Source organism: Caballeronia udeis, from assembly GCF_044909315.1.
GTDB lineage: Bacteria > Pseudomonadota > Gammaproteobacteria > Burkholderiales > Burkholderiaceae > Caballeronia > Caballeronia udeis_A.
On the sequence record NZ_JBIYEB010000021.1, the window covers coordinates 58127 to 84781 of the forward strand.

Consider the following 26655-nt stretch of genomic DNA (forward strand, 5'->3'; position numbering starts at 1 on the left):
GCCAGATAGCATGGCATGCACCCATCAAAAAAACAGCGCCTGTCATTCGATGACCGGCGCCGCTAGTCAACCACTCATGCCCGGCTCACTCAGGCCGCCACCGGTTCTTCCTCCACCGCACGTACCGTCACCGGCTTTGGCGTTCCATACGCGTAATCAAGCGTCATGCGCATATAGTCGTAGCTCTTGCGAATGGCGGCGCGGATCTTGTTGATCGACTCCACCGGCGGATTGGTCCCCAGCAACGTGGCCACGATATCCAGCGCGACCCACGGGTGCTCATCGTCGTAATGGGCGTGCACCTTGAGCCAGCGCATCGCCGACTTGCGAACCGGTTCCGGAAAGGTCAGCGCATAGGTTTCTTCAGAGCAGACGAAACACGAGAAGTCACCGGTTGCGCCCTCCACTGCGTAGTTCGTTGCCGCCACCGCCACCGCCAGTTCGTCGGTAAGGCTGACATGGCCGCACCAGTGCGCGAGCGCATGCATTTCGCTGGGCACCTCTTGCGACAACAGGTCATCAAGCTCAAGGCCGCTCGCTCCCGCCCACTGCAGCCAATGCTTGGCATGCATGTTCTCAACCCGGATATTCTGGATGAGATAGGAGCGCGCCATCCCTTCGCCATGTGAATTACCGAACCTTGCTTTCATCAGGTTCGACGCCATGAACTGCGGAAACTGCTCAATGACCGGGAAGAAGCCAATCAGAAAACGATGCGTACTTTCGATATCTAGCGTCGCGTCCTTCATGGCCTTGCAGAGCGGGTGATAGACAACCTTTCGCTTCGCTTCTTCGCAATCCTTGACTACCTCTTGGAGCCATTTCGGATAGCTGGCGATGTTCTTGAGTTCGCCGGTACGGGTGAAGTCTGCTTTCATCGGATGATCTCTCACAGGAATGGGTTTCAGGTGTTGGGCTTCGGCGCCCTATGCGGGTATAACCGGATCTCAACTCGCCATCGTGATGCTCGCCAAGCTTCGGGGAGCAGAAGAATTTCCTATATGCAGACGCGCACATTTCCCGGAACATTTAATAAAGGCATTTCTTCAGACAACATCGCAACGGCATCCTTTTTCGACACGCAGCGATGTTGCGCCCGGGCTCCTGGACCTTGGAAACGGTTGAGAGATCAAGACCTGCGCAGAGTCGACGCAGCCCGTCTGAGATCTTAGTCCACGCGGCGCATTGAAGTGCTTGTACGGGGGCGATCGCCGGGGTGTCGGTTTTTTCTAGATTTTGGCGGAGAGCGACTAGCCGGGCCCGCTTAAGCGGCCAGCCGTCCGAGACTCATGGCGGGGCGTACGGTTTCGGGCGGATAGATGTGCCAGGCGCCGTCATCGTGGCGAAAAAAGAAGAGCGTGAAAGCGTTGGTTGCGAAGCCGGAGGTCCGTTCCACTTCAACGCAGATGCACCGGCGGCGCCCCGCACGGATACGATGAATGGCGCGCACATGCAGGTGCCCGGCGCTCACTGCGCCCAGCCATTTTTCAACCAGTACACGCAACGACAGCTCCGGCGCAACCATAAGACTCTCCGTGGTGTGCTATTCAGCCCATAGGACCATGCTAGGAGCAACACAATCTCTTGTCCGTCGGGAGACACGGATTATGGCCTCAGGCGCTGCTGCTTTTCTTGTCGGAATATCCTTACGACCCATCTCGTTCGGATGTCAAACCATGCTTGATCGCATAGCGGATCAGTTCGGCGTTGTTCTCAATCCCGAGTTTTTGCATGAGCCGCATCTTGTGCGTGCTGATGGTCTTGGCGCTCAGCACGAGCACGTCGGCTATTGCGTTGATGCTCTTGCCCGCCGCGAGCAAGTGCAGCACCTGGAACTCCCGGTCCGACAGGATCTTGTGCGGCGCGGCGTCAATGGAGTGGGTGTCGAAAACCATGACGTCGACCAGCTTCGGATCCATGAACCGGCCCCCGCCGGCCAGCTTGCGAATGGCGGCAAGCAGGATGTCGGGATCACTGTCCTTCGTGACATAACCGGTCGCGCCGGCGCGCACCGCACGCGCGACCACCTGCGCCTCATTGTGGATACTGAGCACCAAGACCGGCAGCACAGGGTGTTCGGTGCGCACCCGCCGGATCAGATCAACGCCGCTGATGCCGGGCATGGTCATGTCCAGCAGCAGCAGGTCGACGTGGCAGGTACGCAGTTTCTCGATCACCTCGGCGCCCTGCGCCGCTTCGCCCGCGACAACAATGTCTTCTGTCGTGGCAATGATCTGTTTCAATCCGCTGCGCACGATGGCGTGATCGTCGGCAATCAGGATCCTGATCATGAGCGTGCTCCGCCATCCAGCGGCACGTGAATCGACACCACCGTCCCTGTTTCAGGCGAGCTGTCAATCCGCAGCGATCCACCAATCAAACGAGCACGCTCACTCATGCCGAGTAGTCCATATGAATATCCTTTGCGTGCCGCCGCCGGGTCGAAACCGCAGCCATCGTCGCTGACATAGAGATCGAGGGCCGTCCCGGTGCTGGTCAAGGTCACGTCAACGCGCGAGGCACCCGCGTGGCGCGCAACGTTGGTCAGCGACGCCTGAACGATACGAAACACCGCCGTGGCATGGGCATCTTCAAGAACCGGCTCGCGGCCATTGATCCAGAGCTGACAGGAAAGACCCTTGCGGCGGCCGAAATCTTCCACCAGCCATTCCAGCGCCGACACGATGCCGAAGTTGAGCGCGGCAGGCCGCAGATGACTCGCGACGTTGCGCACCATCCAGATCGTCTTCTCGACCAGCTCGCGCATGTCGTCGGCTTTTTTTGCGGCGCCCGAGTCATCGGCCAGACGCATCTTCAGCAAGGAGACATCCATCTTCAGGGCGGTCAGCAACTGCCCGAGTTCGTCATGAATTTCCATCGCTATGCGTTTTCTTTCTTCTTCGCGAATCGCTTCCATGTAGGCAGACAACTCGCGCAGTTGTTCGCGCGACTCCAGGAGTTCATGCTCGATACCCTTGCGCTCGGTAATGTCCTGGATCGTGCCGACCAGCTTGAGCGACCGGGTCTCGGCGCCGGGCATCGCCTCCGCCTGGAACTGGACGATCCGCACCACGCCGTCGGCGCCGCTTACACGGCAATCCAGGCCGTATGGCCGCCGCTCGGCCAGCAACGCCCGTACGGCGTGGCGCACCAGCGGCCGGTCGCTTCGATGCACGGCCGCCAGAAACGTGCGGTAGGTCGGCCGCGAAAGACGCGGCACCAATCCAAGGATCCGATACATCTCGTCAGACCAATGAATCACCCCGGCCGTCGTATCCCACTCCCAGTCACCGAGCCGCGCAAGCCGCTGCGCGTTCGCGAGGCTCGCTTCGCTCGCACGCAATTTCCCCTCGGCCAGCTTGCGTGCGGTGACGTCGTTAAGACCGACATAGATGGCAGGCGCTTCGTCGAAGCTCGCCACCCGGGCGGTCAGGATTGCCCAGAATGTGCTGCCGTCTGGCCGCTTGAAATGGACTTCAGTGTTGCGAAAAGCCCCGAGCATGCGTAACTGCCGCACGAGCCTGTCTCGCGTAGCGGGGTCCACATAGAAATCGATCACACGAATGTCCGTTTCGCCCCTGAGGGGGAGACCGAACAGCTTGCGAAACGGCTCGTTCATGTAGAGCAGCGTGCCGTCCGGCATTGATGTGATGCAGAACGGCAGCGGACTGGTCTCCACGATGTTGCGGAAACGGGCCTCGCTCGACAGCAGCCTGGCTTCCGCTCGCCTGCGCTCCTCTATCTCCAGCCGCAGGCTTGCATTCGCCCGCGCCAGTTCCGCCGTGCGTTGCGCGACCCGCGCCTCGAGTTCGTCGCGCGCGCGAGCCAGCGCTGCTTCAGCTTGCTGGCGCACGCTCACCTCGTTCGACAGCTGCCGGTTCTGCGCGACAAGCTGCTTGTGCATTGCACGCAGCGACAGATGCGTGCCGATCCTCGCCATCATTTCGTCGACCCGCACGGGCTTTGTCACATAGTCCGCGCCGCCTGCGGCAAAACCCTCGATCAGATCCTCGATGCGAGTCAGCGACGTCATGAAGATCACCGAAATGTCCCGCGTCTGTTCGTTCATCTTGAGCCGGCGGCAAGTTTCAAAGCCGTCTATGCCGGGCATCTTCACGTCGAGCAGGATCAGGTCCGGTTGCGAAAACTGCGCGCGTTCAAGCGCCTCCACGCCATCGAGCGCCACCAGCACGCGAAAGCCCCGGTCGGCGAGGCTGTCGACCACGAGGCCGAGATTGGCCGGCATGTCATCGACAATAAGAATGGTTGGCGGCTCGCCGGCGTCCGGGCCGAGGCCGGCGCTTGTCTCGTTCATGGCGCCGGCCTCGCTTCAAGATGGCGCTCGACCAGCCGGAGGATTGTCTTCGATTGATAGCCCCTCGCCAGCCCGCGCAGATGTGTTGCAAATGATTCGCACTGCGGATCGATTAACGAAATGCGGTCAGCCCAGGCAATGATGTCACGCATGTTGCCTAGCCGCGCAAGACGATGCAGCTCATCCATCTGCGCCGCCTGCACGCCAGCCGGCATATCGGGAAATGGGCACGGCGGGGAATCGCCCCTCGCCGCATAGGTCCACTCCAGCTTCAGCAATGTTCCGATCCTGGCCAGCAACAGGCCAAAATCGACCGGCTTGGGAAGGAACGCGTTCACGCCGGCCTCGAGGCTCCTTCTCTCGTCGACACCGGACGGGCTGGCAGTCACCACGATGATCGGCAGATCGGCCAGCCCGGGTGTCTGACGCAATCGCCGCGTAGTCTCGAGGCCATCCATGCCGGACATCACGATATCCGTAATGACCAGTGCCGGGCGCTCGCTTTGGGCCTTCTCCAGTCCCTCGCGACCGTTCGCCGCCTCCATGATTTCAAAACCGAGCCGGTGCAGCAATTCCGCAATGACCGTGCGATTGACCCCCACGTCGTCGATCACCAGCACCTTCCTGCGCGGCCCTTCATAGCCGCTCGCAACGCGTGCAGCCGGGTCCCGGGAAAGACCCGAGCGTAACGTCGTGGCGGGCATCAGTTCGAACCAGAAGAGACTGCCCCGCCCGATCTCGCTCTCGACGTGGATCTCGCTGTCCATCGCCCGCACGAACTCCCGGCTGATGGCGAGCCCGAGTCCGGTGCCCTCGGCGCGGCGCTCGGGATTGCCGACCTGTTCGAACGGTTCGAAAACCCTTCGCAACTGGTCCGAGGGAATACCTATGCCGGTGTCACGCACTTCGAACCGCACTGCACCGGCAGCGGTCCGCGTGACAAGCAGGCTCACCCTGCCGCTATCAGTGAACTTGACGGCGTTCGCGAGCAGGTTGAGCAGCACCTGCCGCAACCGCCGCGGGTCGGCCTGCACGCCGTCCGGCACATCGGGCGCGATCGCGCAGACACATTCGAGCTGTTTCTCCTCCGCCTTCACGCCGATGATCTCGCGAATCGCATCCACGAGATCCGGCAGTGCCACGTCGACGATCTCAAGCCGCAACTTGCCTGCTTCTATCTTTGCGAAGTCGAGCGTGTCGTCGATCAGCGTCAGCAGATGTTCGCCGCTGCGCTGGATCACGGCCACGCCCGCGTGCTGCCGTTCGTTCAGCGCGCTGTCGCGCTGCAGGATCTGCGCATAGCCCAGGATGCCGTTCAGCGGCGTGCGCAACTCATGGCTCATGTTAGCCAGGAATTCGCCCTTCGCGCGGTTCGCCGCCTCGGCCGAACGCAGTGCCTCGCGTTGCATGGCGGCATTGCGTTCGTCGAGATAGGCAAGGTGCAGGCGTACCCCCATTGCGTGAAATGCGGCGACCACGCGATCGAGTTCGTCGGCCCGTCGGGGTGGGCGACGTTGCAGGGCGAACGGGCGCGGCGACTCGCGAAAATCGTAGCGGCCGACAAGCCGCGCGATAGCGGCAAGGTGCCGCGTAACCAGCCGCGAAAAGATATAGATGATGAACAGCGCAACGAGGAACGTGTTGGCCGCCTGGCTCACCAGGATCACGAGCGCTGTCTGTGCCAGCGCGCCATAGAGATCGGAGAGCGTGGCCTCGACGTATAACGTGCCGAGCACGCGTTGGGTGCCGCGAACGCGGTAAGAGATCGGGAATTGCCGCCATATGACTGCATCCTTCATCCGCTTGCCGGCGCTCACCACCAGGGGCGAGGCGATCGAGCCGGTCTCTCGGACCTCGGCGGCACGAATGTCGGCAAGACGAAGCATGCCATCCAGTTCGAGTTGCAGTTGCCGCCGGTCAAGGCGCCACAAGCCCTCGCTGAGACTGTCGCGATAACTCTGGTCGATATCCGACAGCCGGTTTTCGACAAGCGCGATTCCGCGCTCATAGTCGCCGTAGAGTTGAAGCGCGGTCAGCACCAGCGTGACCCCGCAGCTGAACAACAGGACAGTCGCGAGAAGCCGCAGGACCACACTGTGGCGGAAGCGGCCCAGCGAACTCCACAGCGCGCTGAACGTGTTGAGAACCATATCTCCCCGCGAGTGCCCTGATTCTCGTTTTCTCGAATCCGCACTCGTTGCCGAATGACGGTTCCCGTGAGTTCATCGGGCGGACGGCCACGCGTGTTGCATACCGTCGGTACTGAGATGGTTTAAGTGAGCAGACCGGCGTTGCGCCTCATCGCACGCGCCCGCTGCGGACTGGAATCAACTGGCTGAGACGATCACTTCCGTATGCTTTTCCTGGAAGCGCTTGAGCAGACAGCCGGAGGACTCGAACGGAAACAACCGATGCCCTCAAGCTTTCTAATTCATTTAGTTCACCGCAGCATGAAAACATGGCGCAAGCTTAGCCGTTTGCCGCGATATTAAACGAGCCGAACGAGTTCCCCAGAATCTCGTCGATGCAATCGGCCAGATCGCACAGCGCACCCGAATCGTCGCCGTCGAGCGTTTCCGAGTGGAATTTACGCAGCTCCCACATGGTGTCAGCCAAACGTCTGATCGATATGGGACCGCTGTTGATCAGGGGCCAGCAATGCATCAGATAAGCGAGCGGAATCACGTTCCTGTTCTCACACCATGAATCGAACAAGCGCAGGCAGATAGTGTGGATATGCTCCACCGCGTTTTCGCGCTCGGACAGATACGGAATCATGGTGGATAACCGGAAGACCCATTTCGATCCTTCAAATTCTAGGCGGGTGACCCGTCTCGCACAGTCAGGAAACGCGGATATTGAGCCGGGACGTATGCTGATTTCCCTGTCAGGAAATCCTTATGCGGAAAAAAATGCGCTGCGGGGAAAGGGAATGATGGCAGCACCGGCGGCAAGGCGCCGTCCCGCCTGGGTGCATAAGGAGCCAAAGGAGCCCACGTGCATGGGCTCCTTGATCCTGGTTTGTGTGGTTTGCGTGGAGGTTTGCGTGTGACTTGTGCCAAGCACGGCGTAAGCCCTTAAGCGGGCCCCGAGCTTTCTTCAACAAGCGGACCGGGCGCGTTTTCCAGAGCGGTGTCGTGGCGCAGCAGCAGGACCGCCGCAACACCGATCAGTCCTGCTCCAGACAGGCAGAGCAAGCCGGCGGCGAAACTGCCGGTACTGTCCTTGATCCACCCCATGGCGTAGGGTCCGAAGAATCCGGCCAGGTTGCCGAGTGAGTTCACCGCGGCAATGCCGCCCGCTGCGGCCGCCCCCGAAAGAAATGCGGCGGGCAGCGTCCAGATCACCGGCAGGCAGCCGAAGATGCCAAATCCCGCAATGGACAGCGCGATCATTTTCAGCACAGGATCATCCAGTGCGGTTGATGCCGCGATCCCACCGGCTGCCACCAGCAACGGGATAGCCACATGCCACTTGCGTTCAAGCTTGCGGTCGGAGCGGCGTCCCCACAGGATCATGCTGAACGCACCGACAACATACGGCAGCGATGTCACCAGCCCCGTCTGGACATTGCCAAGGCCAAATCCCTTGACGATCTGCGGCAGGAAGAAACTCAGGCCATAGTTGGTCGCGTTGGCGCCAAAGTAAATAAGCGCGACAGCCAGGACTCGCGGGTTGAACAAGGCTTCCCGCACGCTGAAGGAACGCACGGCCTCCCGCTGCGCACGTTCCTGTGCTTGCCGTGTCACCAGCCAGTCGCGCTCATCTGCGGCAAGCCAGGTTGCATCGGCTGGTTTGTCGGTGAGATAGAACAGGACCACGAACGACAGGAACAGGGCCGGCAATGCCTCAATCAGATAAACCCATTGCCAGCCCGCGAGATTTGCGAGTTTATCGAGGTTGAGCAACGCACCGGAGATGGGTGCTCCTATCACGGTGGACAGCGGGATGGCCACCATGAAGTAGCCGACCACCCGGGCCCGGTACGCCGCTGGAAACCACAACGTCAGGAAGAAGATGATGCCGGGGAAGAAGCCCGCTTCGGCGATTCCGAGCAGCACCCGCAGGGTATAGAACACGTGCGCCGCCGACATGCCCGTGAACCGCGAGATGTCGGGGATGAACGCCATGGCGCCGGCGAGGATGCCCCAGGTGAACATGATCCGGGCAATCCAGCGGCGCGCCCCGAATTTCTCAAGCAGGAGGTTGGACGGAACTTCGAAAAAGAAATAGGCAATGAAGAAGATCCCGGCGCCGAAGCCGAAGGCGCTTGAAGAAAACCCAAGGTCCTTGTTCATTTGCAACGCAGCAAAGCCGACGTTGACGCGGTCCAGGTACGCTATGAAATAACAGAGGATCAGGAACGGGACGAGCCGCATCGTCACACGTCCCAAAGTACGGGATTCGAGTTCCACCAGCCTTCCTCCAAGTCAGAGTTTTCAAACCTTCGTCATGCGTCGAATGTTCATTTCTCTTTGCCGTAGAAAGCATAGTGCTCCTAAGACGAAGCGGGAAGTAGTATGTGCCCGTGGGCTCCTGATTAATGCGTGGAAGATGTCAGGCCGGCTACCGGCAGAATTGGCCGACTCCCCCGAAGGGAGCCCCGGATTCGGAAGAATTGTCCGCAGGCAATGATGCATGAACGCCTGCCAGGAACACATCGCTTGCCTGTCCAGGCGCCAGCGCCACGAGACCCGTCATGAGAAGGCATATGCGAAGCGATTGGACAGCCGGCGTTCGTGCTCTGGCCGGCGCCGCGTTGCTGGCGAGCGTGGCCAGTCTTTCAATGACCGGCATTGCTACGGCCCAGGCGAGCGATCCGAAGGATGCGGCCATGCATATCCGCCTCCTTCGCGTGGCGGACGAAGTCGTTCGGGAAAGGCGCTGGGACTTTCTCATAGCAGCGCTGGACCATACGATCCCCGCTTACGGACCGTACGTCATAGACGCATACTCCGAGCCAATGTCTACGCAGCGCGAGATCGAGGAGGTGATATCGGGCCGGCTCATCAATGTGATCGCGAGCGATCCCGGTCACCCCGACCTCAACGCGCAGACCATTCCGATTGCCATTCCTATCGACAAGGGTTTGCTCGGTTATCGGGTCGCGCTGATCCGGCGCGACAACCAGGCGCGGATCAACGAAGTCAACGACATCCAGGGCCTTCGTCTCCTGAGCGTCGGGCAGGGTCAGGACTGGGGCGACGTGCCCGTGTACCGGTTCAACGGCATTCCCCTGGTCACGTCGAGCCACTACAACCTGCTGTTCCCGATGCTGGCCCGTCGCCGCTTTGATCTGTTCCCGCGTGGCGTTCTCGAGATCACGCCCGAACTCATTTCATTTCACGCCCAGTACCCCGACATGGCCATAGAGACTCACCTGCTGATACGGTATTCCTATGCGCAATTCTTCTACGTCAACAAGTCTTACCCGATGCTCGCGCAGCGAATCAGGGACGGGCTGGAGGCAATGCGCAAGGATGGAAGTTTTGACGCGCTGTTCCAGAAGAATTTTGCGCAGGCCGTGGCCGGCCTGCATCTGGAACGACGCGTCCTGATCGAGTTGAAAAACCCCTTTCTTCCCCCGTGGGTACCGGTCGGGCGCAAGGAACTCTGGCTCGATCCGGTCACGGTCGGCAACCCGGGTTAAACCCCGGGGTCAGAAACGGTAGCCGATCGAAACAAACGAGACGATAGGGTCGAGTTTGATCTTGGTGCTGCTCGTCACGGTGCCCAGTTTCGACTGGGTGGTCAGCGTGGCGCGTGTTGAAAGCCACATATAAGACAGCGAGGCATCGACGGACCAATGCTTGTTGATGTTGTAGGAAAGCCCTGCGTTGATGACCGGCGCAAACGAACTGCTCAGCTTCACTGTCGTTGGTCCTTCCAGTGCCGTCCCATAGGTTGAGGAATACAGGAAACTGCCGCTGGACATGACTGGACTCAGCTTCACACCGCTATACCAGACATACGATCCACCGGCGCCAAGATAGGGCCGCAGGCGGCTCTGAGCGTCATTGAAGTAATACTTCAGCAGCAGGGTCGGGCTCCATTCATAAGCCGTCCCCATCTGCCCGAGTGACGAGAGCGTTCCGCTGCCCGACAGATCGAACTTGGGCGGCACGCCGAGCACCGCCGTGGCGGCAATGTGATCGGTAATGAAATAAGTCGCCGTCAGGCCAAACGTGTCCGCGTTGTCGACAGATGTTCCCGTACCGTTTTCTGTCGTACTCATACCCAACGCGCTGACCGTCAGCGGCTTGCTCGAATCCTGCGGCGACAGATGAAACCAGCCGAGGTTCGCGACCACGTCGCCTGCGCTCTGCGCATGCGCGCCGGTACTGATCAACAATGCGGCCATCACCGTCATCACGCCCAACGCTCGTATCTGCATGCTCATGTCTCCTCCGTTTTTGTCCGACCCTGTCAGTGGATCTGGAGAAGATTCTATGCGAACGATCGTACGAATAATTCCCCTGGCGGTGGAGCAATACTTCTGGAATCTGGTAAGAATCAGGAACTCGACGCAGGCCCCCGATTCAGGCACCGGATTTGCTGCGCGTTTGTCTGTCGATGCATCGCGATACCAGGCTTGACCGGACCTGATGACAGATGGTTGTTGAACCGCGTCGGCGTGTTGCAGCCCAAATGCCGCCTCGCGCCGGAAAAGCGATTGACGCCTGCGCATGAAATAGCCGGAGCACTCGCCGGCCGCTCATGTTGCTTCGGACGGCTTCATGCCGTCATACAACGCACGAGAACGTTTGCTACGTGCGAATCGGCCGGGACCGTGCTTCCTCGACTCGACACGAAGCGCACGTCCCTTGCGAAAGCCCTCTTTATCTTCTCAAGAGTTTTCGAACAAACCCCCTCTTACGCCTACAATACAGCCCCATCCACGCCATACCGCGTCACCGTCTTCGAACCCATCACGCGCTTTTACCGGTCCACAGGCAGCATGGTCACAGAAACCTCATCCTCTGATTCCCTCGCAGTCGCCCAGCGTGTACGCGACCTGATGAATCGTCACGGCATTGGCAAGCGGCAGCAGACCGCCGAACTGTGCCGGATCCTCGACCTCAGTTTTTCGCAAGGACATCGAAAGCTGCGCGGTAACAGCCCGTGGACACTCGCGCAGATCCGCCGCGTCGCCGAAGCTTTCGGCGAGCCTGCACTGCAGCTCTTCGACGCGAAGAACGCCGACGTGGACGACACGGAAGGCACGGCTCAGGACGCCGTCCTGATGCTTGGCGCTATCGAGATTCCGTGCGTTGCGTGGATTGGCGAGGCGCTCGAACCGGGTAGCCGCCCGGATTTCATTGCGCAAAACATGAACGGCCGCTGGCTCGTGACAACGCATGAAGGCGTGCTGCTGCACGCCGCCCACGATGTCCACAAGATCGAGATCCAGCCCCGCCGCACCGACATGGACAAGCCGCTGATCGCAGTCGTGGACGACGACCAGACCTCCGCCGACAACCTGCACGACTACCTCGAGCGCAGCGGATTCACAGCGGTCGCGCTATATGGTCTGGAAGGGTTTTCGCAAGCGCTGCAGACACAGGTGTTCGACGCGGTGGTGATCGACTGGCTGTTCGGCGCGCACACATCGGCCGATGCTATCCGCGCCGTGCGCAACTCCGACAATCCGGATGCACCCATCTTCGTATTGACGGGCGAACTGACCACCGGCAAGGCCAGCGAATCGGAAATCAGCGACATCATCCAGCGATACAACGTCACGTGTTTCGAGAAACCGGCGCGCATGGCGATCCTGGTAGCCGATCTCTCGAAGCGCTTGCAACGCGCCTGATTTGCAACGGCACGCACGCCGCTCAATGGATCCGGCGTGTCGCCGATAACGCCCGCGCCAATGCGCTTTTCAGCACTTCGTAGCGCACCGGCTTGAGCAGGTAATCGAAGAACAGGATGGCGGCGCTCGGGTCGACCAGATCGGGCGCATAAGCGCTGACCGCGATCACCGGCAAGCTCGCGCCCGCCGCCCGCCGTGCCCGGTATTCATTGACGAACGAATAGCCGTCCTTGCCCGGCATGTGCAGGTCGGCAAGGATCACGTCGGCCTGATTGCTCTCCAGCCACGCGAGCGCGCTGTCCACGTCGGGCATGGCCACGCTTGCATAACCCAGGTGCGCCAGCATTTCAGTCAGCGACTCGCGGATGGAATCGTGATCGTCGATCACCAGCACGCGCGCTTTCTTCAACGGCGGCAAGTCTGCGGGCGCGCGCTCGCGCTCAGGCATTCGCGCCACCGGCGCAGCGGGCAAACTCACGCGAAACGCCGCGCCCCGGCCGACGTCGCTCGACACGTTGACCACACCGCCCAATAACTCGACCAGCCCGCGAACGACCGCGAGTCCCATGCCGGCGCCATCGAAACGCCGTGTGGTCGATGAATCGAGTTGCGTGAACTCCTTGAAGATCAGCGGTAACTGTTCGCGTGCAATCCCGGGACCGGTGTCGATCACAGAGATATCGAGCCGTTCCAGCGAGCGTTCGAAACGGACATCGACCGAGCCGGAGTCGGTGTACTTGATCGCGTTCGTTACCAGGTTCGTCACGATCTGACGCAGCCGGTGCTGATCCGATTCCACCAGCCCCGCCTCGCCCGAGAACTGCCCGCGCAATACCAGGCCCTTCGCGACCGCTGCCGGCGTATTCGCGTCCACGATGGAGTCAAGCAGTTCCATTGGATCGAATACGGTCAGCCGCAATTCAAGCTTGCCGGCGCCGAGCCGCGCGAAGTCGGTCAGGTCGCGCATCTGTGCCTCGAGATGGCGTGCACCGGTCTCGAGCCGCTGGATGATCTTGCGGTCGCTTTCGCTATGCAGGTTCAGTTCGAGCAATTCCACCGACGACACAATGGCATGCAACGGCGTGCGCAATTCATGGCTGATCATGCCGAGGAACGCATCCTTCGCCTGCGATGCTTCGCGCGCAGCGCGGGTTGCCTGATGCTGCGCTTCGAGCGCCGCTCGCTGCTGGTGAATCAGCTTCGAACGCCGGTAGCCGTTGAGCAGCAGCATGGCGGTGGCGACCATGGAGAGCAGCGCGAGCAGCATGCCCGCCCCGAACAGGTAACGCCGCTTCGAAATGAAATCGCGGGCAATGTAGTCACGCTCCTCCACGTCGACCACGCGGCGTCCGTTAGCCAACTCGTTCACTGCATCCTGGTTCTGCCGCAAGACGCCAATGATCTTCAGCGTGCGCCCGGGCTCGCGGCCCAGCGCTTCGACATCCGTTTCGATGGACTCGAGCGCCGCGTCCAGCTGGCGCAGGATTTCCTGCTGGCGGTTCCGCAGGGTGCCGCCGTCGGAGAGCATCGCGGTGGAAGCGGTGACAATGGCCAGCTTCGATTCAAGCACCTCGAAGCGGAGCTGGATCTCGTCGGTATCGGCGTCAATACCGCTGCGATACAACAGCACCTGGTTCGCAAAGCGGCCGTACGCAATCTGGAATTGCGCACCGTCCCAGTAGAAACCGTCGTACGGCATGGTGAGTTGCTGCGTGGTCTGGTTCGCCAGCAGAACGGAATACAGCACGTAGCCGACCCCCGCCAGCGGCGGCGCAATGGCTGCAGCGACCAGCATGGCGACCTTGAAACGGCGGAACAGCGCACGCATCATTTCACGACCAGCGCTTTGATCAGCCACACGAACTTGGCCTCGGCGACCGACCCGCTCAGCTCGGACGGGTAAGCGTCGCGCGGATAGACCAGGAACAGCGGCCCAAAGTTGCTGACCGTGAGACGCACACCGTCCCTGCTGTACGCGAGAATCGCGCCGTAATGCTCGGCTTCCCTCGCGCTCACCGTGTACGAATAGTCGTCGATCGTGCGCAGTTCCACGTTGTCGGCGCGTGCGTCCACCAGCTTCAGCACGTCCCCGAGCAACGGTCCGGCGAAGGTGGATTTCGGCGTCCAGGTGGTCGAGGTCGTGATGGTGTGCACAGGAAGCTTCAGCAGGTCGGCTTCGCTGAGGTGATACACGGTATGGTCCGCGTCGTTGGTGCGCCCGATCATGCCTTGCACGTCCAGCGCCAACGGAGCCGCACTCGCGGCAAGAGGCAACGAGGCGAGCAGCGAAGCCGCCAGCAATCCCAAGGTCCGCTGCAGTGTCATGGCGGCGGTCAATGCTGTTCGTCGAACGCGAGCGCCGCACGTTCGGACGCCACCACGATCAGCTTCATGGTGGCACGCGTTGCGCCGACAAAGAACTTGCGCGCGACCTGTTCGTCGAAGGTGTCGAAATCGACTTCGGTCAGGATCACGCAGGGCGCCGACTGTCCCTTGAACCGGTAGATCGATTCGAGCAGCACGTCGCCTTCCCGATACTCCGGATTCCCGAACAAATCGTAACGGCCGGTGAAACTGCGCAGGCGATGCGGTCCGAGCTGGTCGACCGACATCAGCACCGAACCCTCGCGCCCCCGAAAGGACAACACGGCGATGTCCTGCTTCCGGTAGCCAAGCGCCAGCGCCTGGGTAATGGCCCGCTTGGTCGCCTCGATCACTTCGTCGGGATGGCCGTTTTCGTAAGTGGAGAGACTGACTTCGGAACCGTCGAACGGACTGCCCGCATCAAGCCGCACGTCGCGTCCGACGATCCGCCGGATATACGCGAGCAAGTCGCGCGGACTGCGATAGTTCGTGGTCTCGCGCAACGTGGTCCAGCCGGGCAACGGCACGGGGTCGCGGAAATACAGGTTCTGCATGGGATCTTCGAGCCACCACCACGCGCCGTCCGGCTTCAGCAAACGAGCCAGCGCGTCCACCCAGACCGCCTGGAAATCCTGGCCTTCGTCAACAATCAGTATGTCGAACTTCCAGTTTTCCGTAATCTCCACATTGGCGAACCGCTCCTCCAGCGTAGCGAATGCGTTCGGCTGGCTAAAGTCCGGCGGGGTGCCCGCATCGCGCGCCACGCTTGCACTGAGCTGGTGATAATTGGCAATGCGTGCTTCGGGCGGCGCAACCCGGCGGATGTGATCCGCAAGCGGCCGGTTGAAGCACACGTAGAGCACGCTGAGGCCCTTCGCCACCGCGTCGCGCATCACCTGCACCGCCAGTTGCGTCTTGCCCGAGCCGGCCGTGCCAATCACGCGCAGCCGGAACGGCTGGAACTCGAGCCGGCGTGCCCACGTGGCCAGGCCTCCCGAGAGCCGGGTGACGAGCATGTCGGCCTGACCGACCAGCGCGTTGGTATCGGGCGTAAGCGCGAGTTCGTCGGAGAGAAAATGATGGATCCGCGCTGAGGTTTCGAAACGCGGCTCATTGGGCGGCAGGATGTCCAGCACGACCGCCGGCAGCTTCGCCTTGCGGCTGGCATCGACAATGCGCGCTTCAGGTACGCCTGCAATGGACGCGTCCTTCACCGTGTAGTCGGGACAATACAGCAGCTCTTCAATCCGGTAGGTACCCGCGCCGAATGCAGCCGTGAAACGCCGGTGCAGGTTCTCGAGCGTGCGTGCCAGCTGGATGGCGACGTTGCGCTCCTTCTGCATGTAGACCTTCATCAGGCCCGCGGGGGTCTCGCGCAGGAACCCCGCCTTCTGCTCAATGACCAGCACCCGGCCCGACGGCGCGACCACCACGAAATCCGCTTCGCCGAACACCGAAAAACCTTCGTTGATACGGGTCCAGTGAACACCGTGGTAGACGGTGTATTCGTCGGGAAGTTTTGCGAGCAGCGCGAGCGTGTCGAGTTCACGCACGGCCGCGCCGGTCGCTTCCATATTCTTCCAGTCGTCGGGGACGATTCGAGCCATGCTTCGCCTTCGCGCCTAAGTGCGTATGAATGCGTGTAAAAGCCGGAAAGACCCTGATTCAGGCAGGATTCCGGGAACCAGCGGCCATTGTACGCAAGCCGCGCGGCCGTTCCGGGTCAGTCGGCAAAATCGTATTTTCCGCCGCGCTCCAATGCTCGCTGATAGGCCGGACGCGCGTGAATCCGCTTCACGAAAGCCGCCACGTGAGGCAGCGTCCTCGCGCCCGCGCGCTGGATTCCGGCTTCGAGCGGGAAGCTCATTTGCACGTCGGCGGCGCTGAAGGAATCGCCGGCGAACCATTCGGACTTCGACAGCTCGCTCTCTATGAAGCCGAAGTGGAGTTTCAATTGCGGGTCGATGAAACTGTCCTGCATGGTTTGCGCGATCCGGCGCGCGATAGGCTTGACGAAAAACGGCATGGGCGCGCTGGCAATGCGCAGCGCCACCAGCTTCAGCAGCAGCGGCGGCATGGCCGAACCTTCGGCGTAGTGCATCCAGTAGTTATAGCGAAGGCGTTCCGGCGTGATGCCGTGCGGGGGTGCGAAGCGCCCTTGTCCGTAACGCTCGTTCAGGTACTCGATGATCGCGCCCGACTCGGCGATAGTCTGGCCGTCGTCCGTGATGACCGGCGACTTCCCCAGCGGATGCACGGCGCGCAGCTCGGGCGGCGCGAGCATGGTGCCGGGATTACGCTGATAGCGCTTGATTTCGTAATTGACCCCCAGTTCTTCCAGCATCCAGAGCACACGTTGCGAACGGGAATTGTTGAGGTGGTGAACAATCAGCATGGGGGATAGCCGTAAGGGTTGAAGTCCGGGCATGACCGCGCCAAGAATACAACAAGCCCGCGTACGGGCGTTCGTATTCACACTGAGGTCATCTTCGGATTCGCACCGGATTCGAGGACGAGGCCCGCTTTGTGCGACGGCAATGATCTGACGCGAGCTGCCGTTTCCTGCTTGTTCGCTTTTCCAGACCAAAACAACACAAAAGGACAATTCAATGACCCTGGTTATTTATCTGTTGGGCTGGCTGATCCTGATTGGCGGCGTGTCATGGGCGCTGATCGCCATGCACGTGTCGCAGCACATCATCTTGATTGTCGACGTGATCCTGCTGGGTATAGCGGTCATCACCGGCGCCACCCGCGCGCGCAACCGCGACCGGTCATAAGACCGTCATCAGCACGCCGGGCGCATCCGCCCGGCGCTTGTTGGCGGCGGGCGGATCGGCTCAGGACAGCACGCGCGTACTAAGTGACTGCTGGATCAGTGTCACAAGCACATCCGGATGCGCGGGTTTGGTCATGAAGTGCTGGAACCCTTCGCCGATGCTTCGCAAGCGGTATTCGTCTCCGTCATGGCCTGTGAGGGCAATCGCAATCGATGGCGTCAGGTTGCCCCGGATCTCATGGTCACGCAGGCGCTGGATCAGGTAAAAACCATCCATCATCGGCAGGTCGATGTCGCAGATGACCGCGTCGGGCAACTCCCGGATGACCGTCTCGGCGCCCTCTTCGGCGTCCGCCACGGCAACGACTTCCGCGCCTTCCTCCTCCAGCAGCATTCGCAGTGATTCGCGGCTCTCAAGGTCATCTTCTATCAACACAATCCTGGCATGTCCCAGTCTCGCTACTTCATTCATCATTATCTTTTCTAACAGCCCCAAACAGGATTCCGGCGACCGCGTCGCGGCTCTCGCGTCTCACTCACTGCGGACCTTGCGGCACGATGGCATGAGCTCCATGCGGCACCGTGTGATGTGCCGCGCACGCCGGTGTCGAACGTCGCGCGGATTAAGAAATTTCAACGGGCGCAGTATGCCTGATCGCCTGTCGAGCATGCTTGCAGCAAAAACCAGACCGAGCGCAGAAACTGCATGAGGAACCACGGCGAAAGCCCCGGCACGCATGCGTTTGCGCAAACCCTAATGGGCTCGCAACGGATCTGCGCAAAGGGGCGAACGGGCGGCGCCGCAGGTAAGTTTTTACCTCGGCGTGCCGGTTCGAAAGTTCAGACTTATCGACGGCGATATTGACGCGGATATCACATGGAAAGCTTTGCGGCGCCATGGCTTGCAGGGTGCGCCGCCACATGATGAGTGCGCAGCAGCGCGCGATATTCGGTCGGCGTCAGGCCCACGGTCGCCTTGAACTGCCGCGTGAACGCACTGTGGTCGGTATAGCCGCATAACGCCGCTACGTCGGTGACTTTCTCGTGCGTGACAAGCAGCGCGGTGGCTGCATCCAGCCGTGTCTTGAGCAGCACCTGGCGCGGTGTCAGATGAAACACCTTGTGGAAATAACGCTCGAGCTGCGCAATCGACATATTCGCCATGGCCGCCAGATGCGGCATGTTCAGAGGCTGCACAAAGTTGGCCTGAATATGCTGGACGACAGCCGCGAGCCGGCTGTAAGCCGGATGCGTCCCTTCGTCCGCCTGCAGGTCTCGCGAGATGCCGGCCAGGCCGACAACCTCGCCGCGGGAATCGTGGAGCGGCTGCTTGGACGTCATGCACCAGCCCGGCTGGCGCGCCGGATATAGATGCAGTTCGAGCTGGTCGATCATCGGGCTGCCCTGCGCGATGATCGACTGGTCCTGTGCGGTGTAAATGCGGCCAAAGCGTTGCGGAAAGACTTCTTCGGCGGTCTTGCCAAGCAGCCCCAGCTTGTCCTTCAAGCCGCAGCGCGAAGCCAGCGCACGGTTCACCAGGGCATACCGCGCCTGCGCGTCCTTCACGAAGAAAACGATATCAGGCATGGCGTCGAAGACCGGTTCCAGCAGCCTGAAATGCTGCAGCATGGCCTCGAGCGTCGCCGCACCCGCAGGCGCGTGCAGCGTAGCGTGCAAGCCCGGCGGCGTGGCGCCGCGTTCATGCTCAGCATGCGCCGGACTGTCCGTCGTAGTGGTCATTCGCGTCTCGCTGGCATCGTCGGGATCCGCAAGTGCCGTCAATGCCGCGTAGGCCGCATGCATGGGCGCGCACCGCGCTGTGCCCGATTATAGAGGCGGGAAGCGTCCGTCAAAATTGGTGTTGACGGCAGGGAAACCCGGGGCTGCCGGGGAACGAACGAAAGGGTGGGCGCGTGCCGCCGCGCGAGTGTCCGGTCGGGCATTCACGCCGCAGGAATACCCCAGGCGAACGGGTCGGTGCTGTCGAAGCAAAGGCGGCCTTCGGCCATGATGTGCGCGTGTCCGGTGATGGTCGGAATCACCGCCCCGCCCGCGAGTTCGCCGGAGCGCCGGTAGCTCGCTTCGAACACGCTGCCAATGATGCTTTCCTGGCGCCACACCTCGCCTTCCGCCAGCTTGTTGTCAGCGGCGAGGCATGCAACCTTCGCGCTTGTCCCTGTACCGCACGGCGAACGGTCGTAGGCGCTGCCGGGACACAGCACGAAATTGCGGCTGTCAATACCTGCACGCGGCGAGTCCGCGAACAATTCAATGTGGTCGATCATTGCACCGTCCGCGCCGGTAATACCTTGCGTCTGCAATGCGTCGCGAATGGCGTTTGTAAGCGCCGTCAGCCGGGCCAGGTTCTTTACAACCAAATCCTGGCCATGATCGGCCACGAGAAAAAACCAGTTGCCTCCCCAGGCAATATCGCCTGTCAACGACCCGTAGCCGTCGACGTTCACGCTGACCGCCTGCCGGTATCGATACGCCGGGACATTACGCACGCTCACGCTGCCGTCCTCATGCAGGGTGGCCTCCACAACACCCGCCGGCGTCTGGACCCGGTGCGAGCCCGGTTGTATCTTCCCAAGGTAAGCAAGGGACACGATCAGGCCGATCGTGCCGTGGCCGCACATGCCGAGGTACCCGACGTTATTGAAGAAGATGACGGCCGCCGCACACCCCGGATCATCCGGCTCGCACAACAACGCCCCCACGATCACGTCCGAGCCGCGTGGCTCGGTGACCGCACCCGCACGCCAGTCGTCATGTTTCGTGCGAAGGTTTTCCAGGCGCTCGGCCAGGGTGCCGGCGCCCAGATCCGGTCCGCCCGACGTGACGAGGCGAGTGGGTTCGCCGCCCGTATGGGAATCGATGAAGTATAGGATTTTCATGCTGACATCGTAGAAATTCGGACTGGATCCGTCTTGGTGCCGCTCAACGGATTTGATGCCGATTTCGGCATAGATGGAGCAAGTTTTCTTAAGTCTGGAGCCCTCGGATAATGCTGGCTGCAGGCCCGATTCCCTAATGGGCAAGCCGTGCACTTGGGAAGGTTGTGGTCTTGAAGTTGTGCCGAAATCGGCATCGCAGTTGCGTGCAACATGCAAGACGGTATTTTCTGCAATGCTTAGACTGCTCTCAACCGATCACTTTTAGGAGAGCCGCTATGGCGCATATCTGGGAAGGCGTAATACCCGCCGTCACGACCAAGTTCAATGCGGATTTCAGCATAGACAGTGCTTGGACGAAGAAGAATATCGAGGCGCAGATCGCGGCCGGCGTGGACGGTATCATCGTCTGCGGATCGCTTGGCGAGGCGTCAACGCTCTCGCTCGACGAGAAGCTGGACGTGCTGGATATCGCGGTTGATGCAGCGCAGGGACGCGTGCCCGTGCTGCTGACCATTGCTGAAAACAGCACCCTGGACGGTTGCCGCCAGGCCGAACTGGGCGTCAAGCACGGCGCTGCCGGTTATATGGTGCTGCCGGGTTTGCGTTATTTGTCGGACCGGCGCGAAACGCTCAACCACTTCCGCGTGGTCGCGAGCGCGAGTCCGTTGCCGATCATGGTCTACAACAACCCGCTCGCGTATGGCGTTGACGTGACACCGGACATGTTCGCCGAACTCGCCGATGAAAAGAAGCTCGTCGCGATCAAGGAATCGGCCGGCGATGTTCGCCGCTTCACGGATCTCATCAACGCGGTCGGCGATCGCTACGCGCTCTTTTGCGGCGTCGACAACCTCGCGATGGAAGCCTGCCTGATGGGCGCACACGGCTGGGTTGCGGGGCTGGTTTGCGCGTTTCCCGAAGAGACCGTGGCTATCTTCAAGCTGCTCAAGGCGGGCCGCCTGGAAGAAGCGCGGACGATCTACCGCTGGTTCGCCCCGCTGCTGGCGCTCGACGTCTCGGCGAAGCTGGTGCAGAACATCAAGCTGGCCGAGGCAATGGTCGGTCTGGGCACCGAACCGGTCCGGCCGCCGCGCCTGCCGCTTGCAGGCGAAGAACGTCTCGCGGTGGAAGCGTTGATCAAGCGTTCGATCGAAACCCGGCCGGTGTTGCCAACATTCTGAATGTCCTGAATGAAGTTTTACCCTCGGCGGCTGCGGCCTGTTCTCATGCGAACAGGCCGCAGCCACCGCAGTTCCAGTTCCTGCCAAATCCCCTACTCCCTCCTGATCTGCCGGCCGAAAAAAATGAGCCTTCCTGGCTCCACTTCCCGTGCCCGGCGCGTTGCCGCCTGAGCATAAAGCAGCCCACCGGGCACGCTCCAAAGCCTGAAAACCGGCCAGGCGCTGTCTGACCCCCGTTAACGCCCAAGACAAAAAATCCGCACTCGTTATATTCTACGGAATATCACGATACTATTCGTTAGCTACCGCTTTCTCACGCTGCCGGCGCAAAGAAACCGGTTCACTCATACATCTCGAGGATTCCCCCATGTCCGGGCAACAGGCATCGACACCCCGCGCTTGCGCCCCGCTACGCCACGACCTGTCGGTTGCGATCACGCCGCTCAACTCGGCGCGCAATCCCGAGCGTACAGAAGCGATCAGGGAAGTGGTCGATGCATTCCGGAACCTGCGCGCAAGCGTCGCCCGGTTTGTCCTGATGCTGGAGGACATCCGCGGCAATGCCCGCTCCCTCGAATCCACCACCGCCCAATCACTCGGAGACCTTTTGTCTTCCCTTGAAGATCATGCGCGTGCGCTCGACTTCGGCCGTCTCGACGACCTGACGTTTGCGATCAAAACCGCGCGGTCTGCCGAACAACAGCGCGACCTGGTATTCCAGGCCTCGCCCGGGAGCGGGACCGCCGGCCTTCAGCAGGTTGCTCGAAGTCTCGAGCGCCTTGACGCCACCTTCGTCGGCTTGTGCGTCGAGCATGTGCTGGAGCGGCACTATCGAGAGCGTGCGGGCAGCGGCGTGTCCGCCTGAAGGCAACCCCTGACAGACCGGCCCAAGCCGATGTTGATTTCATTGGATAACCGCCCGAATTCGTACCGTTATATTCAATGGTATATTTCGATATCCGTTTATCGAACAGGCAGGGAGCCATTGTCTGTTCAGCCGTTTGACATCCAGATCGATTCGAGGTGAATGTGCAATCCGTTCCCCCCTTCCGCCTTGCTCGCACCCCGTCCGGTGAATCGACCAGCGCCGCGGGCGCCTATGGAGCCGCTTATTCAGCCACTCCCGCCGGCGCGGCGGATGCGTGCTGCACACCGACCGAAGCACAGCTTCGCAGTCCGCACCGCCGGGCGCGGCTATCGGATCTGGATTCGCATTTGCATTGCTCCGTCATCGGCACATGCCTGAGCACGAACGAGCTTAGAAAACTCGTGCCGAAGTTTACGGATCTCGACCGGCAGCACGCAACGGACCTTGAAATTCATCACGCTGCGGTGGAACTCGCGATAGAGGGCGGCGCGGCCGCCAAGGCGCTGCAGAAGGCACTGGATGCGCGTTACTCAGGCGCCGTGCGCCGCTTTGAAGTGGCGAAAGATCCGGAAGCCCTGCTCGCACTCTGGAAAGACGCGCTCAAGAGCGGCGATATTCCGCCGGCTTACTGGGCGGTGATGACACATCCGCACGCCATCATGAGCGTGCGTCAGGCCGCGTTCGGCGACTTGCACATGCTATCCCATCTCGTGGGTGTGGCTAACCGGGCCGACATCCACCGCCTGGTTGCACTTGAAGAAGAGAACGCGGCGCTCAAGGACAAGATCGAGCGGCAACAAGAAAAACTGCACGAACTGACGACGGAGCGCGACGCGTCACTGCGTCAACTGAGCACGCAAGTGGCCGAATTGTCCGCGAAGGCGGAGCGTCGGCCAGATACGTCCGAGGTCAACCTGGAGGCTGAAATCGAGGCGCTGCGCGAGGCACTGGCTGCGCGCGACGAACGCCTCGCGATTCACACGAGCCGCCGGGAAACGGCCGAGCAACGTGCGCTCGACGAGCAGCGCCACGCGCAGACACTGAGCCAGCGCCTGGACAATACGATCGCCACGCTCAACGTGGTTCAGGCCGAATGCAACGCGCTAGAACAGGCGCTGGTGGCACAGGGCGGCGAAGCCGGTTCAAAGGCTGAGGACCTGACCAGCCTGAGTGGCAAGCGCGTGGTTTATGTGGGCGGCCGGCCCGGTTCGAACGCCGCGCTAAGGCAACTGGTCGAATCGGCGGGGGGCGATTTTGTCGTCCACGATGGCGGCATAGAAGACCGCAAGGGCATGTTTGCTGCAGCGCTCCCGCGCGCGGATATTGTGGTGTTTCCCGTTGACTGTATTGACCACGACTCCATGAATCTGCTCAAGCGCGTATGCGACCGTCATCAGGTCGACTATCACCCGCTAAGGACCGCGAGCGTGGCGAGCTTCGTGGAATTGATGACCCGGCTCAGCCGGGCGTCGCAGCAATCCGGCAAGTCCGGCAATACGCCGCCGGCCTCCCGTTTCTGCCTGCGGCACGGCTAAGCCCTTGCGCCTTGAGCTTGCTGTGGCATGCACCCTGATCAGCGCTTCATAAGCCTGGTCAGTGCGGAAATCTGCGGCGCGCAGGTCCTGGCCGCTTCCGCTTCAATCTCACGGTAAAGCCGTACGATCTTTTCGCCAACCGGCGTCAGCACGCAACCGCCGCCCGCCGAACCACCCGTCTCCGAAGACGTTGCGGGCGCTTTGAGCGTGCGGTTCAGCTCGTCGATAAGCAACCACGCGCGCCGGTACGACATGCCGAGACTGCGTGCCGCGGCGGAGATCGAACCATGCGCATGCACCGCCTCGAGCAAGTCAATTTTCCCGGGGCCGATTGCCACGGCATCGGCCTGGCGAATGCGCATGCGAAAACGCACCTCGGGTTGACGGGATAGGGAAGTCGCTGGATCTTTCACGGATTTGGCCATGCGCGAAAGCATACACGAGGCCGACAGGCCCATGCATTGGCGCCATTACCAGTGCGTCGGGTAACCGCGGCGCTCAGGCGCGGCTTCCCGATTTAGCGCCGGATTCACCGCCGAAGCAATAGCCAAAATCCTCGCAGCCCGGGCACCCCGGCGCGGGCTGCGGCGGTTTTCCCAGCGACAGCGCAAGCTCGCGCGCCAGGAATTTTTTCCAGCGCATCCCGTCAACGTTGCGTGCCACCAGCGCGGGGAAATATCGGTTGAGCATGTTCGTGACGTCGTCACGCCCGGTCAGCCCGAGATCACGCCACAGATGGTCCGGCCGCAAGCACGCATGGGCGATGATCGACGCGAGACAGTTCGCGTCGGCCATGCCGGCCACGTCATTCGCTCGAGCATGGCTCAGCAGGAAAGCCTCAAGCGCGCTCACGAAACCTGCCTGCTCTTCTGAGCGGATAAGCAAACCCACGCCCGGCGGCTGCATTGCACCGAAATGCCGGCCATACAGCAAGGCGATTTGTGCCCGCGACAACCCAAGCAAAGAAGGCTCGTCGCGCGCGGCAAGCAGCGTGGCGAACAATGCGGTGCCGGGAGAATGGGGGGTGGCGGAGGCGGCCAGCAGCTCGGCGCGCGTCGCGAGAAGGTGTGTCATTGCCGGATGCCAGAGGTATCGCAGGGTGCGGCAGCGAAATAGCCGAACGCGGATGTCACGCGAAGGATCAACTCAAAACCAGTATGCCATCGCAGCTGGCAGTCAAGCCCGTGTCTCGCTAACCCTTATTGCAAGAAGCGCCTCGCCGCCCCGGGCTCCAGAGGGTCACCGGGTTTCAGACGGCCATCAGACAGTCAGGACCCTCGCCACGATGCGCACCAGCCGTTTTACATGACGGGGCGCGGGAAGAATATCCGCGCCTGAAAACAGAATGGGCACGCCGTCCTCGCCGCTGAGCGCGCGGCCTCCGCATTCATGCGCGACGATCACGTGCTCGCCGACTGGCGTATTGAACAGTTCATGCCATGAGAAGGTGACCGCGTAGCCATCGTGCGCGACCGCAATGAATACCGTGCGCTTGAACTCGCCCTTCGGCTCCGGACGCAGGCCGGCTTTCAGGATCAGGTCTTTCAGCAACACCCCGCGATACGTGTCGACACTGCGGATAAACCGGTTCGTCGTATAACAACGCAGATCGAACGGATCGGCAACGACGTTGGGTTGCTCCCTGAATTCCGCAAGATCGATAGTCAACGGCCGCAGGAAATCTCCTTCAAGCGACAGGACGGTTTTCGCCGTGGTTTCGAGCGCGACTGCGTGGGAGTGGGCTTCACTCATTTCTCATCCTCCAGGGGCCGGATTCAGATGGCTTGTCCGGCATTATATCCACGCGAATATTACGCTGCTGTCGCGGCCGGCGAGTCAGTGCGCAAGCAATAGGCAACATACAAATCCACGCATGTGCGCGCCAGGATGGCACTAAGCGATATATTGGTGGCCTTCGATCCCCGCGCCCAAGGAAAATACGATGCTTTCTTCGCACTATTCTCAACGGTTCTTGCAGCGTTTCAAGCGCCAGGCGCTAACCGTAGCCAGTGCCTTGACGGCCGCTGCGGTCCTCACGCTATCCGGTTGCGGTTCGACCCAAGTCGCCAGCACGCCGCAGCGAATCTCCCTGGATGCACGGGCAAATGGCATTGCAATCCGTCCCGCCGACGGGGCGGTCTTCATCACCGACGACAAGACTAACAGCGTGCTTTCATCGGCTGACGGCAAGGCATTCAAACCGTTTGCCTCGCTTCCTCCCGTCGCGGGACAAGCGAACGCGCTAAGCCAGGTGAGCATGGCGGATGACGGGTCGCTACTGGTCGGACGATTCGGATTCGGCACGGCAGGCGCCGTGTTCGACGTTGACGCGAACAGGTCCGTCTCCATCCTGTCAGGACCCGATCCGGTACGCCGGAGACTGGGACTTGCGTCCATTGGTATGGGGAAAATACTCTCGACCTGGTTCGTCAAGAACGGCAGCAGCCCGGCAACGGGCGGCCTCAGCCTGATCACGTACGATGTTTCGACCCACGCCGCGTCCGAACATAATTTGCTGACGGGATTGGCGAAACCCGTTGGCATAGCCGTACAAGGCGACGCCGTTTTTATATCGGATCAGACCGACAACATGATCTTGAAAACGAGCCTCTCCGGGTTGCTCAATCATGCCCAGGCCGGCGGCTTGAACACGACGGTCATCAAGATCAATGGACCTGACCTGCTCAGCATTGATTCAAGCGGCACGCTCTATACGAAATGCAACTCGACCGCCGTGTGCCGGATAAGCCCGGATGAATCGGTTACGGTCATCGCAAACGATTTCGAGGATGCACGCGGCGTGGCTGTTGACCCGGTGCATCACCTGTTGTACGTCATCGACCGGCCGAAATCCGCTGACAGCGCCAGTACCCTGCGGACCATTCCACTGAACTGATGAACTG

Annotated in this window: 25 protein-coding genes; 7 read left to right on the top strand and 18 right to left on the bottom strand. The window is 61.2% G+C overall.

Translation table 11 applies throughout. The features are described 5' to 3' along the window. Positions 1-89 precede the first annotated feature (89 nt). The 7 genes from ABH944_RS28955 to ABH944_RS28985 form a co-directional block, all read right to left on the bottom strand. Positions 90-878: an iron-containing redox enzyme family protein gene (locus ABH944_RS28955; protein WP_404610692.1), complete on the bottom strand. Its 789-nt coding sequence runs from the start codon at positions 876-878 to the stop codon at positions 90-92. A 386-nt stretch (positions 879-1264) separates the two neighbouring features. Then, positions 1265-1525 (bottom strand): hypothetical protein, encoded by a 261-nt coding sequence (locus ABH944_RS28960; protein WP_404610693.1) that lies wholly within the window; start codon positions 1523-1525, stop codon positions 1265-1267. A 121-nt stretch (positions 1526-1646) separates the two neighbouring features. Next, positions 1647-2291 carry a response regulator gene (locus ABH944_RS28965; protein ID WP_404610694.1) on the bottom strand — a complete coding sequence of 215 codons (645 nt, stop codon included), beginning with the start codon at positions 2289-2291 and terminating at the stop codon, positions 1647-1649. Further along, positions 2288-4315: a hybrid sensor histidine kinase/response regulator gene (locus ABH944_RS28970; RefSeq protein ID WP_404610695.1), complete on the bottom strand. Its 2028-nt coding sequence runs from the start codon at positions 4313-4315 to the stop codon at positions 2288-2290. The genes ABH944_RS28965 and ABH944_RS28970 overlap by 4 nt, the downstream gene beginning before the upstream one ends. Beyond that, complete coding sequence (locus ABH944_RS28975) at positions 4312-6465, bottom strand: ATP-binding protein (RefSeq protein ID WP_404610696.1); 2154 nt, start codon at positions 6463-6465, stop codon at positions 4312-4314. The genes ABH944_RS28970 and ABH944_RS28975 overlap by 4 nt, the downstream gene beginning before the upstream one ends. Positions 6466-6784: 319 nt before the next feature. After that, positions 6785-7093 carry a hypothetical protein gene (locus ABH944_RS28980; RefSeq protein WP_404610697.1) on the bottom strand — a complete coding sequence of 103 codons (309 nt, stop codon included), beginning with the start codon at positions 7091-7093 and terminating at the stop codon, positions 6785-6787. Between the two features lie 299 nt (positions 7094-7392). Next, positions 7393-8730: an MFS transporter gene (locus ABH944_RS28985; RefSeq protein ID WP_404610698.1), complete on the bottom strand. Its 1338-nt coding sequence runs from the start codon at positions 8728-8730 to the stop codon at positions 7393-7395. A gap of 296 nt (positions 8731-9026) precedes the next feature. Here ABH944_RS28985 and ABH944_RS28990 point away from each other — a divergent pair, with 296 nt between their 5' ends. Beyond that, positions 9027-9965 carry a hypothetical protein gene (locus ABH944_RS28990; RefSeq protein ID WP_404610699.1) on the top strand — a complete coding sequence of 313 codons (939 nt, stop codon included), beginning with the start codon at positions 9027-9029 and terminating at the stop codon, positions 9963-9965. Positions 9966-9974: 9 nt separating this feature from the next. On the opposite strand, the gene ABH944_RS28995 is transcribed toward ABH944_RS28990, so the two are convergent. Next, positions 9975-10715 carry an OmpW/AlkL family protein gene (locus tag ABH944_RS28995; RefSeq protein ID WP_404610700.1) on the bottom strand — a complete coding sequence of 247 codons (741 nt, stop codon included), beginning with the start codon at positions 10713-10715 and terminating at the stop codon, positions 9975-9977. 558 nt (positions 10716-11273) lie between these two features. Between ABH944_RS28995 and ABH944_RS29000 the strand changes: the two genes are divergently transcribed. Next, the gene (locus ABH944_RS29000) at positions 11274-12128 is read left to right on the top strand and encodes a helix-turn-helix domain-containing protein (RefSeq protein WP_404610701.1); all 855 of its coding nucleotides are present in this window, start codon (positions 11274-11276) and stop codon (positions 12126-12128) included. A 22-nt stretch (positions 12129-12150) separates the two neighbouring features. Here the strand turns inward: ABH944_RS29000 and ABH944_RS29005 are convergent, their stop codons facing one another. The 4 genes from ABH944_RS29005 to ABH944_RS29020 form a co-directional block, all read right to left on the bottom strand. Next, positions 12151-13986 (bottom strand): ATP-binding response regulator, encoded by a 1836-nt coding sequence (locus ABH944_RS29005; RefSeq protein WP_404610702.1) that lies wholly within the window; start codon positions 13984-13986, stop codon positions 12151-12153. Then, positions 13956-14453: a putative pterin-binding protein gene (locus tag ABH944_RS29010; RefSeq protein WP_404610703.1), complete on the bottom strand. Its 498-nt coding sequence runs from the start codon at positions 14451-14453 to the stop codon at positions 13956-13958. The genes ABH944_RS29005 and ABH944_RS29010 overlap by 31 nt, the downstream gene beginning before the upstream one ends. 8 nt (positions 14454-14461) lie before the next feature. Continuing rightward, entirely contained in the window at positions 14462-16099 is a 1638-nt protein-coding gene (locus ABH944_RS29015) for an ATP-binding domain-containing protein (protein WP_404610704.1), read from the bottom strand. 116 nt (positions 16100-16215) lie between these two features. Further along, on the bottom strand, positions 16216-16887 hold the full coding sequence (locus ABH944_RS29020) for a glutathione S-transferase family protein (RefSeq protein ID WP_404610705.1): 672 nt from the start codon (positions 16885-16887) through the stop codon (positions 16216-16218). Between the two features lie 214 nt (positions 16888-17101). Here ABH944_RS29020 and ABH944_RS29025 point away from each other — a divergent pair, with 214 nt between their 5' ends. Next, positions 17102-17272 carry a hypothetical protein gene (locus ABH944_RS29025; protein ID WP_404610706.1) on the top strand — a complete coding sequence of 57 codons (171 nt, stop codon included), beginning with the start codon at positions 17102-17104 and terminating at the stop codon, positions 17270-17272. Positions 17273-17332: 60 nt separating this feature from the next. On the opposite strand, the gene ABH944_RS29030 is transcribed toward ABH944_RS29025, so the two are convergent. The 3 genes from ABH944_RS29030 to ABH944_RS29040 form a co-directional block, all read right to left on the bottom strand. Beyond that, the gene (locus ABH944_RS29030) at positions 17333-17746 is read right to left on the bottom strand and encodes a response regulator (RefSeq protein ID WP_231936976.1); all 414 of its coding nucleotides are present in this window, start codon (positions 17744-17746) and stop codon (positions 17333-17335) included. A gap of 398 nt (positions 17747-18144) precedes the next feature. Continuing rightward, positions 18145-18900 carry an AraC family transcriptional regulator gene (locus ABH944_RS29035; protein ID WP_404610797.1) on the bottom strand — a complete coding sequence of 252 codons (756 nt, stop codon included), beginning with the start codon at positions 18898-18900 and terminating at the stop codon, positions 18145-18147. A gap of 314 nt (positions 18901-19214) precedes the next feature. After that, positions 19215-20168 carry a 4-hydroxyproline epimerase gene (locus ABH944_RS29040; RefSeq protein ID WP_404610707.1) on the bottom strand — a complete coding sequence of 318 codons (954 nt, stop codon included), beginning with the start codon at positions 20166-20168 and terminating at the stop codon, positions 19215-19217. Positions 20169-20443: 275 nt separating this feature from the next. Here ABH944_RS29040 and ABH944_RS29045 point away from each other — a divergent pair, with 275 nt between their 5' ends. The 3 genes from ABH944_RS29045 (at position 20444) to ABH944_RS29055 (ending at position 23752) form a co-directional block, all read left to right on the top strand. Continuing rightward, complete coding sequence (locus ABH944_RS29045) at positions 20444-21349, top strand: dihydrodipicolinate synthase family protein (RefSeq protein ID WP_404610708.1); 906 nt, start codon at positions 20444-20446, stop codon at positions 21347-21349. Between the two features lie 367 nt (positions 21350-21716). Next, positions 21717-22214, top strand: coding sequence for a hypothetical protein (locus ABH944_RS29050; protein WP_404610709.1), 498 nt, complete (start codon positions 21717-21719; stop codon positions 22212-22214). Positions 22215-22378: 164 nt separating this feature from the next. Further along, positions 22379-23752: a DUF2325 domain-containing protein gene (locus ABH944_RS29055; RefSeq protein ID WP_404610710.1), complete on the top strand. Its 1374-nt coding sequence runs from the start codon at positions 22379-22381 to the stop codon at positions 23750-23752. A gap of 38 nt (positions 23753-23790) precedes the next feature. Here the strand turns inward: ABH944_RS29055 and ABH944_RS29060 are convergent, their stop codons facing one another. The 3 genes from ABH944_RS29060 to ABH944_RS29070 all read right to left on the bottom strand — a co-directional run bounded on the left by ABH944_RS29060 (position 23791) and on the right by ABH944_RS29070 (position 25504). Next, positions 23791-24114, bottom strand: a complete 324-nt coding sequence (locus ABH944_RS29060) for a winged helix-turn-helix domain-containing protein (protein ID WP_183085537.1) — start codon at positions 24112-24114, stop codon at positions 23791-23793. 136 nt (positions 24115-24250) lie between these two features. Beyond that, the gene (locus ABH944_RS29065) at positions 24251-24826 is read right to left on the bottom strand and encodes a nitrogen fixation protein NifQ (RefSeq protein WP_404610711.1); all 576 of its coding nucleotides are present in this window, start codon (positions 24824-24826) and stop codon (positions 24251-24253) included. A 186-nt stretch (positions 24827-25012) separates the two neighbouring features. Next, positions 25013-25504, bottom strand: a complete 492-nt coding sequence (locus ABH944_RS29070) for a molybdopterin-dependent oxidoreductase (RefSeq protein ID WP_404610712.1) — start codon at positions 25502-25504, stop codon at positions 25013-25015. A gap of 190 nt (positions 25505-25694) precedes the next feature. Between ABH944_RS29070 and ABH944_RS29075 the strand changes: the two genes are divergently transcribed. Then, a complete protein-coding gene (locus tag ABH944_RS29075; RefSeq protein ID WP_404610713.1) occupies positions 25695-26648 on the top strand; it encodes an NHL repeat-containing protein in 954 nt (317 codons plus the stop codon). Positions 26649-26655: the final 7 nt, after the last annotated feature.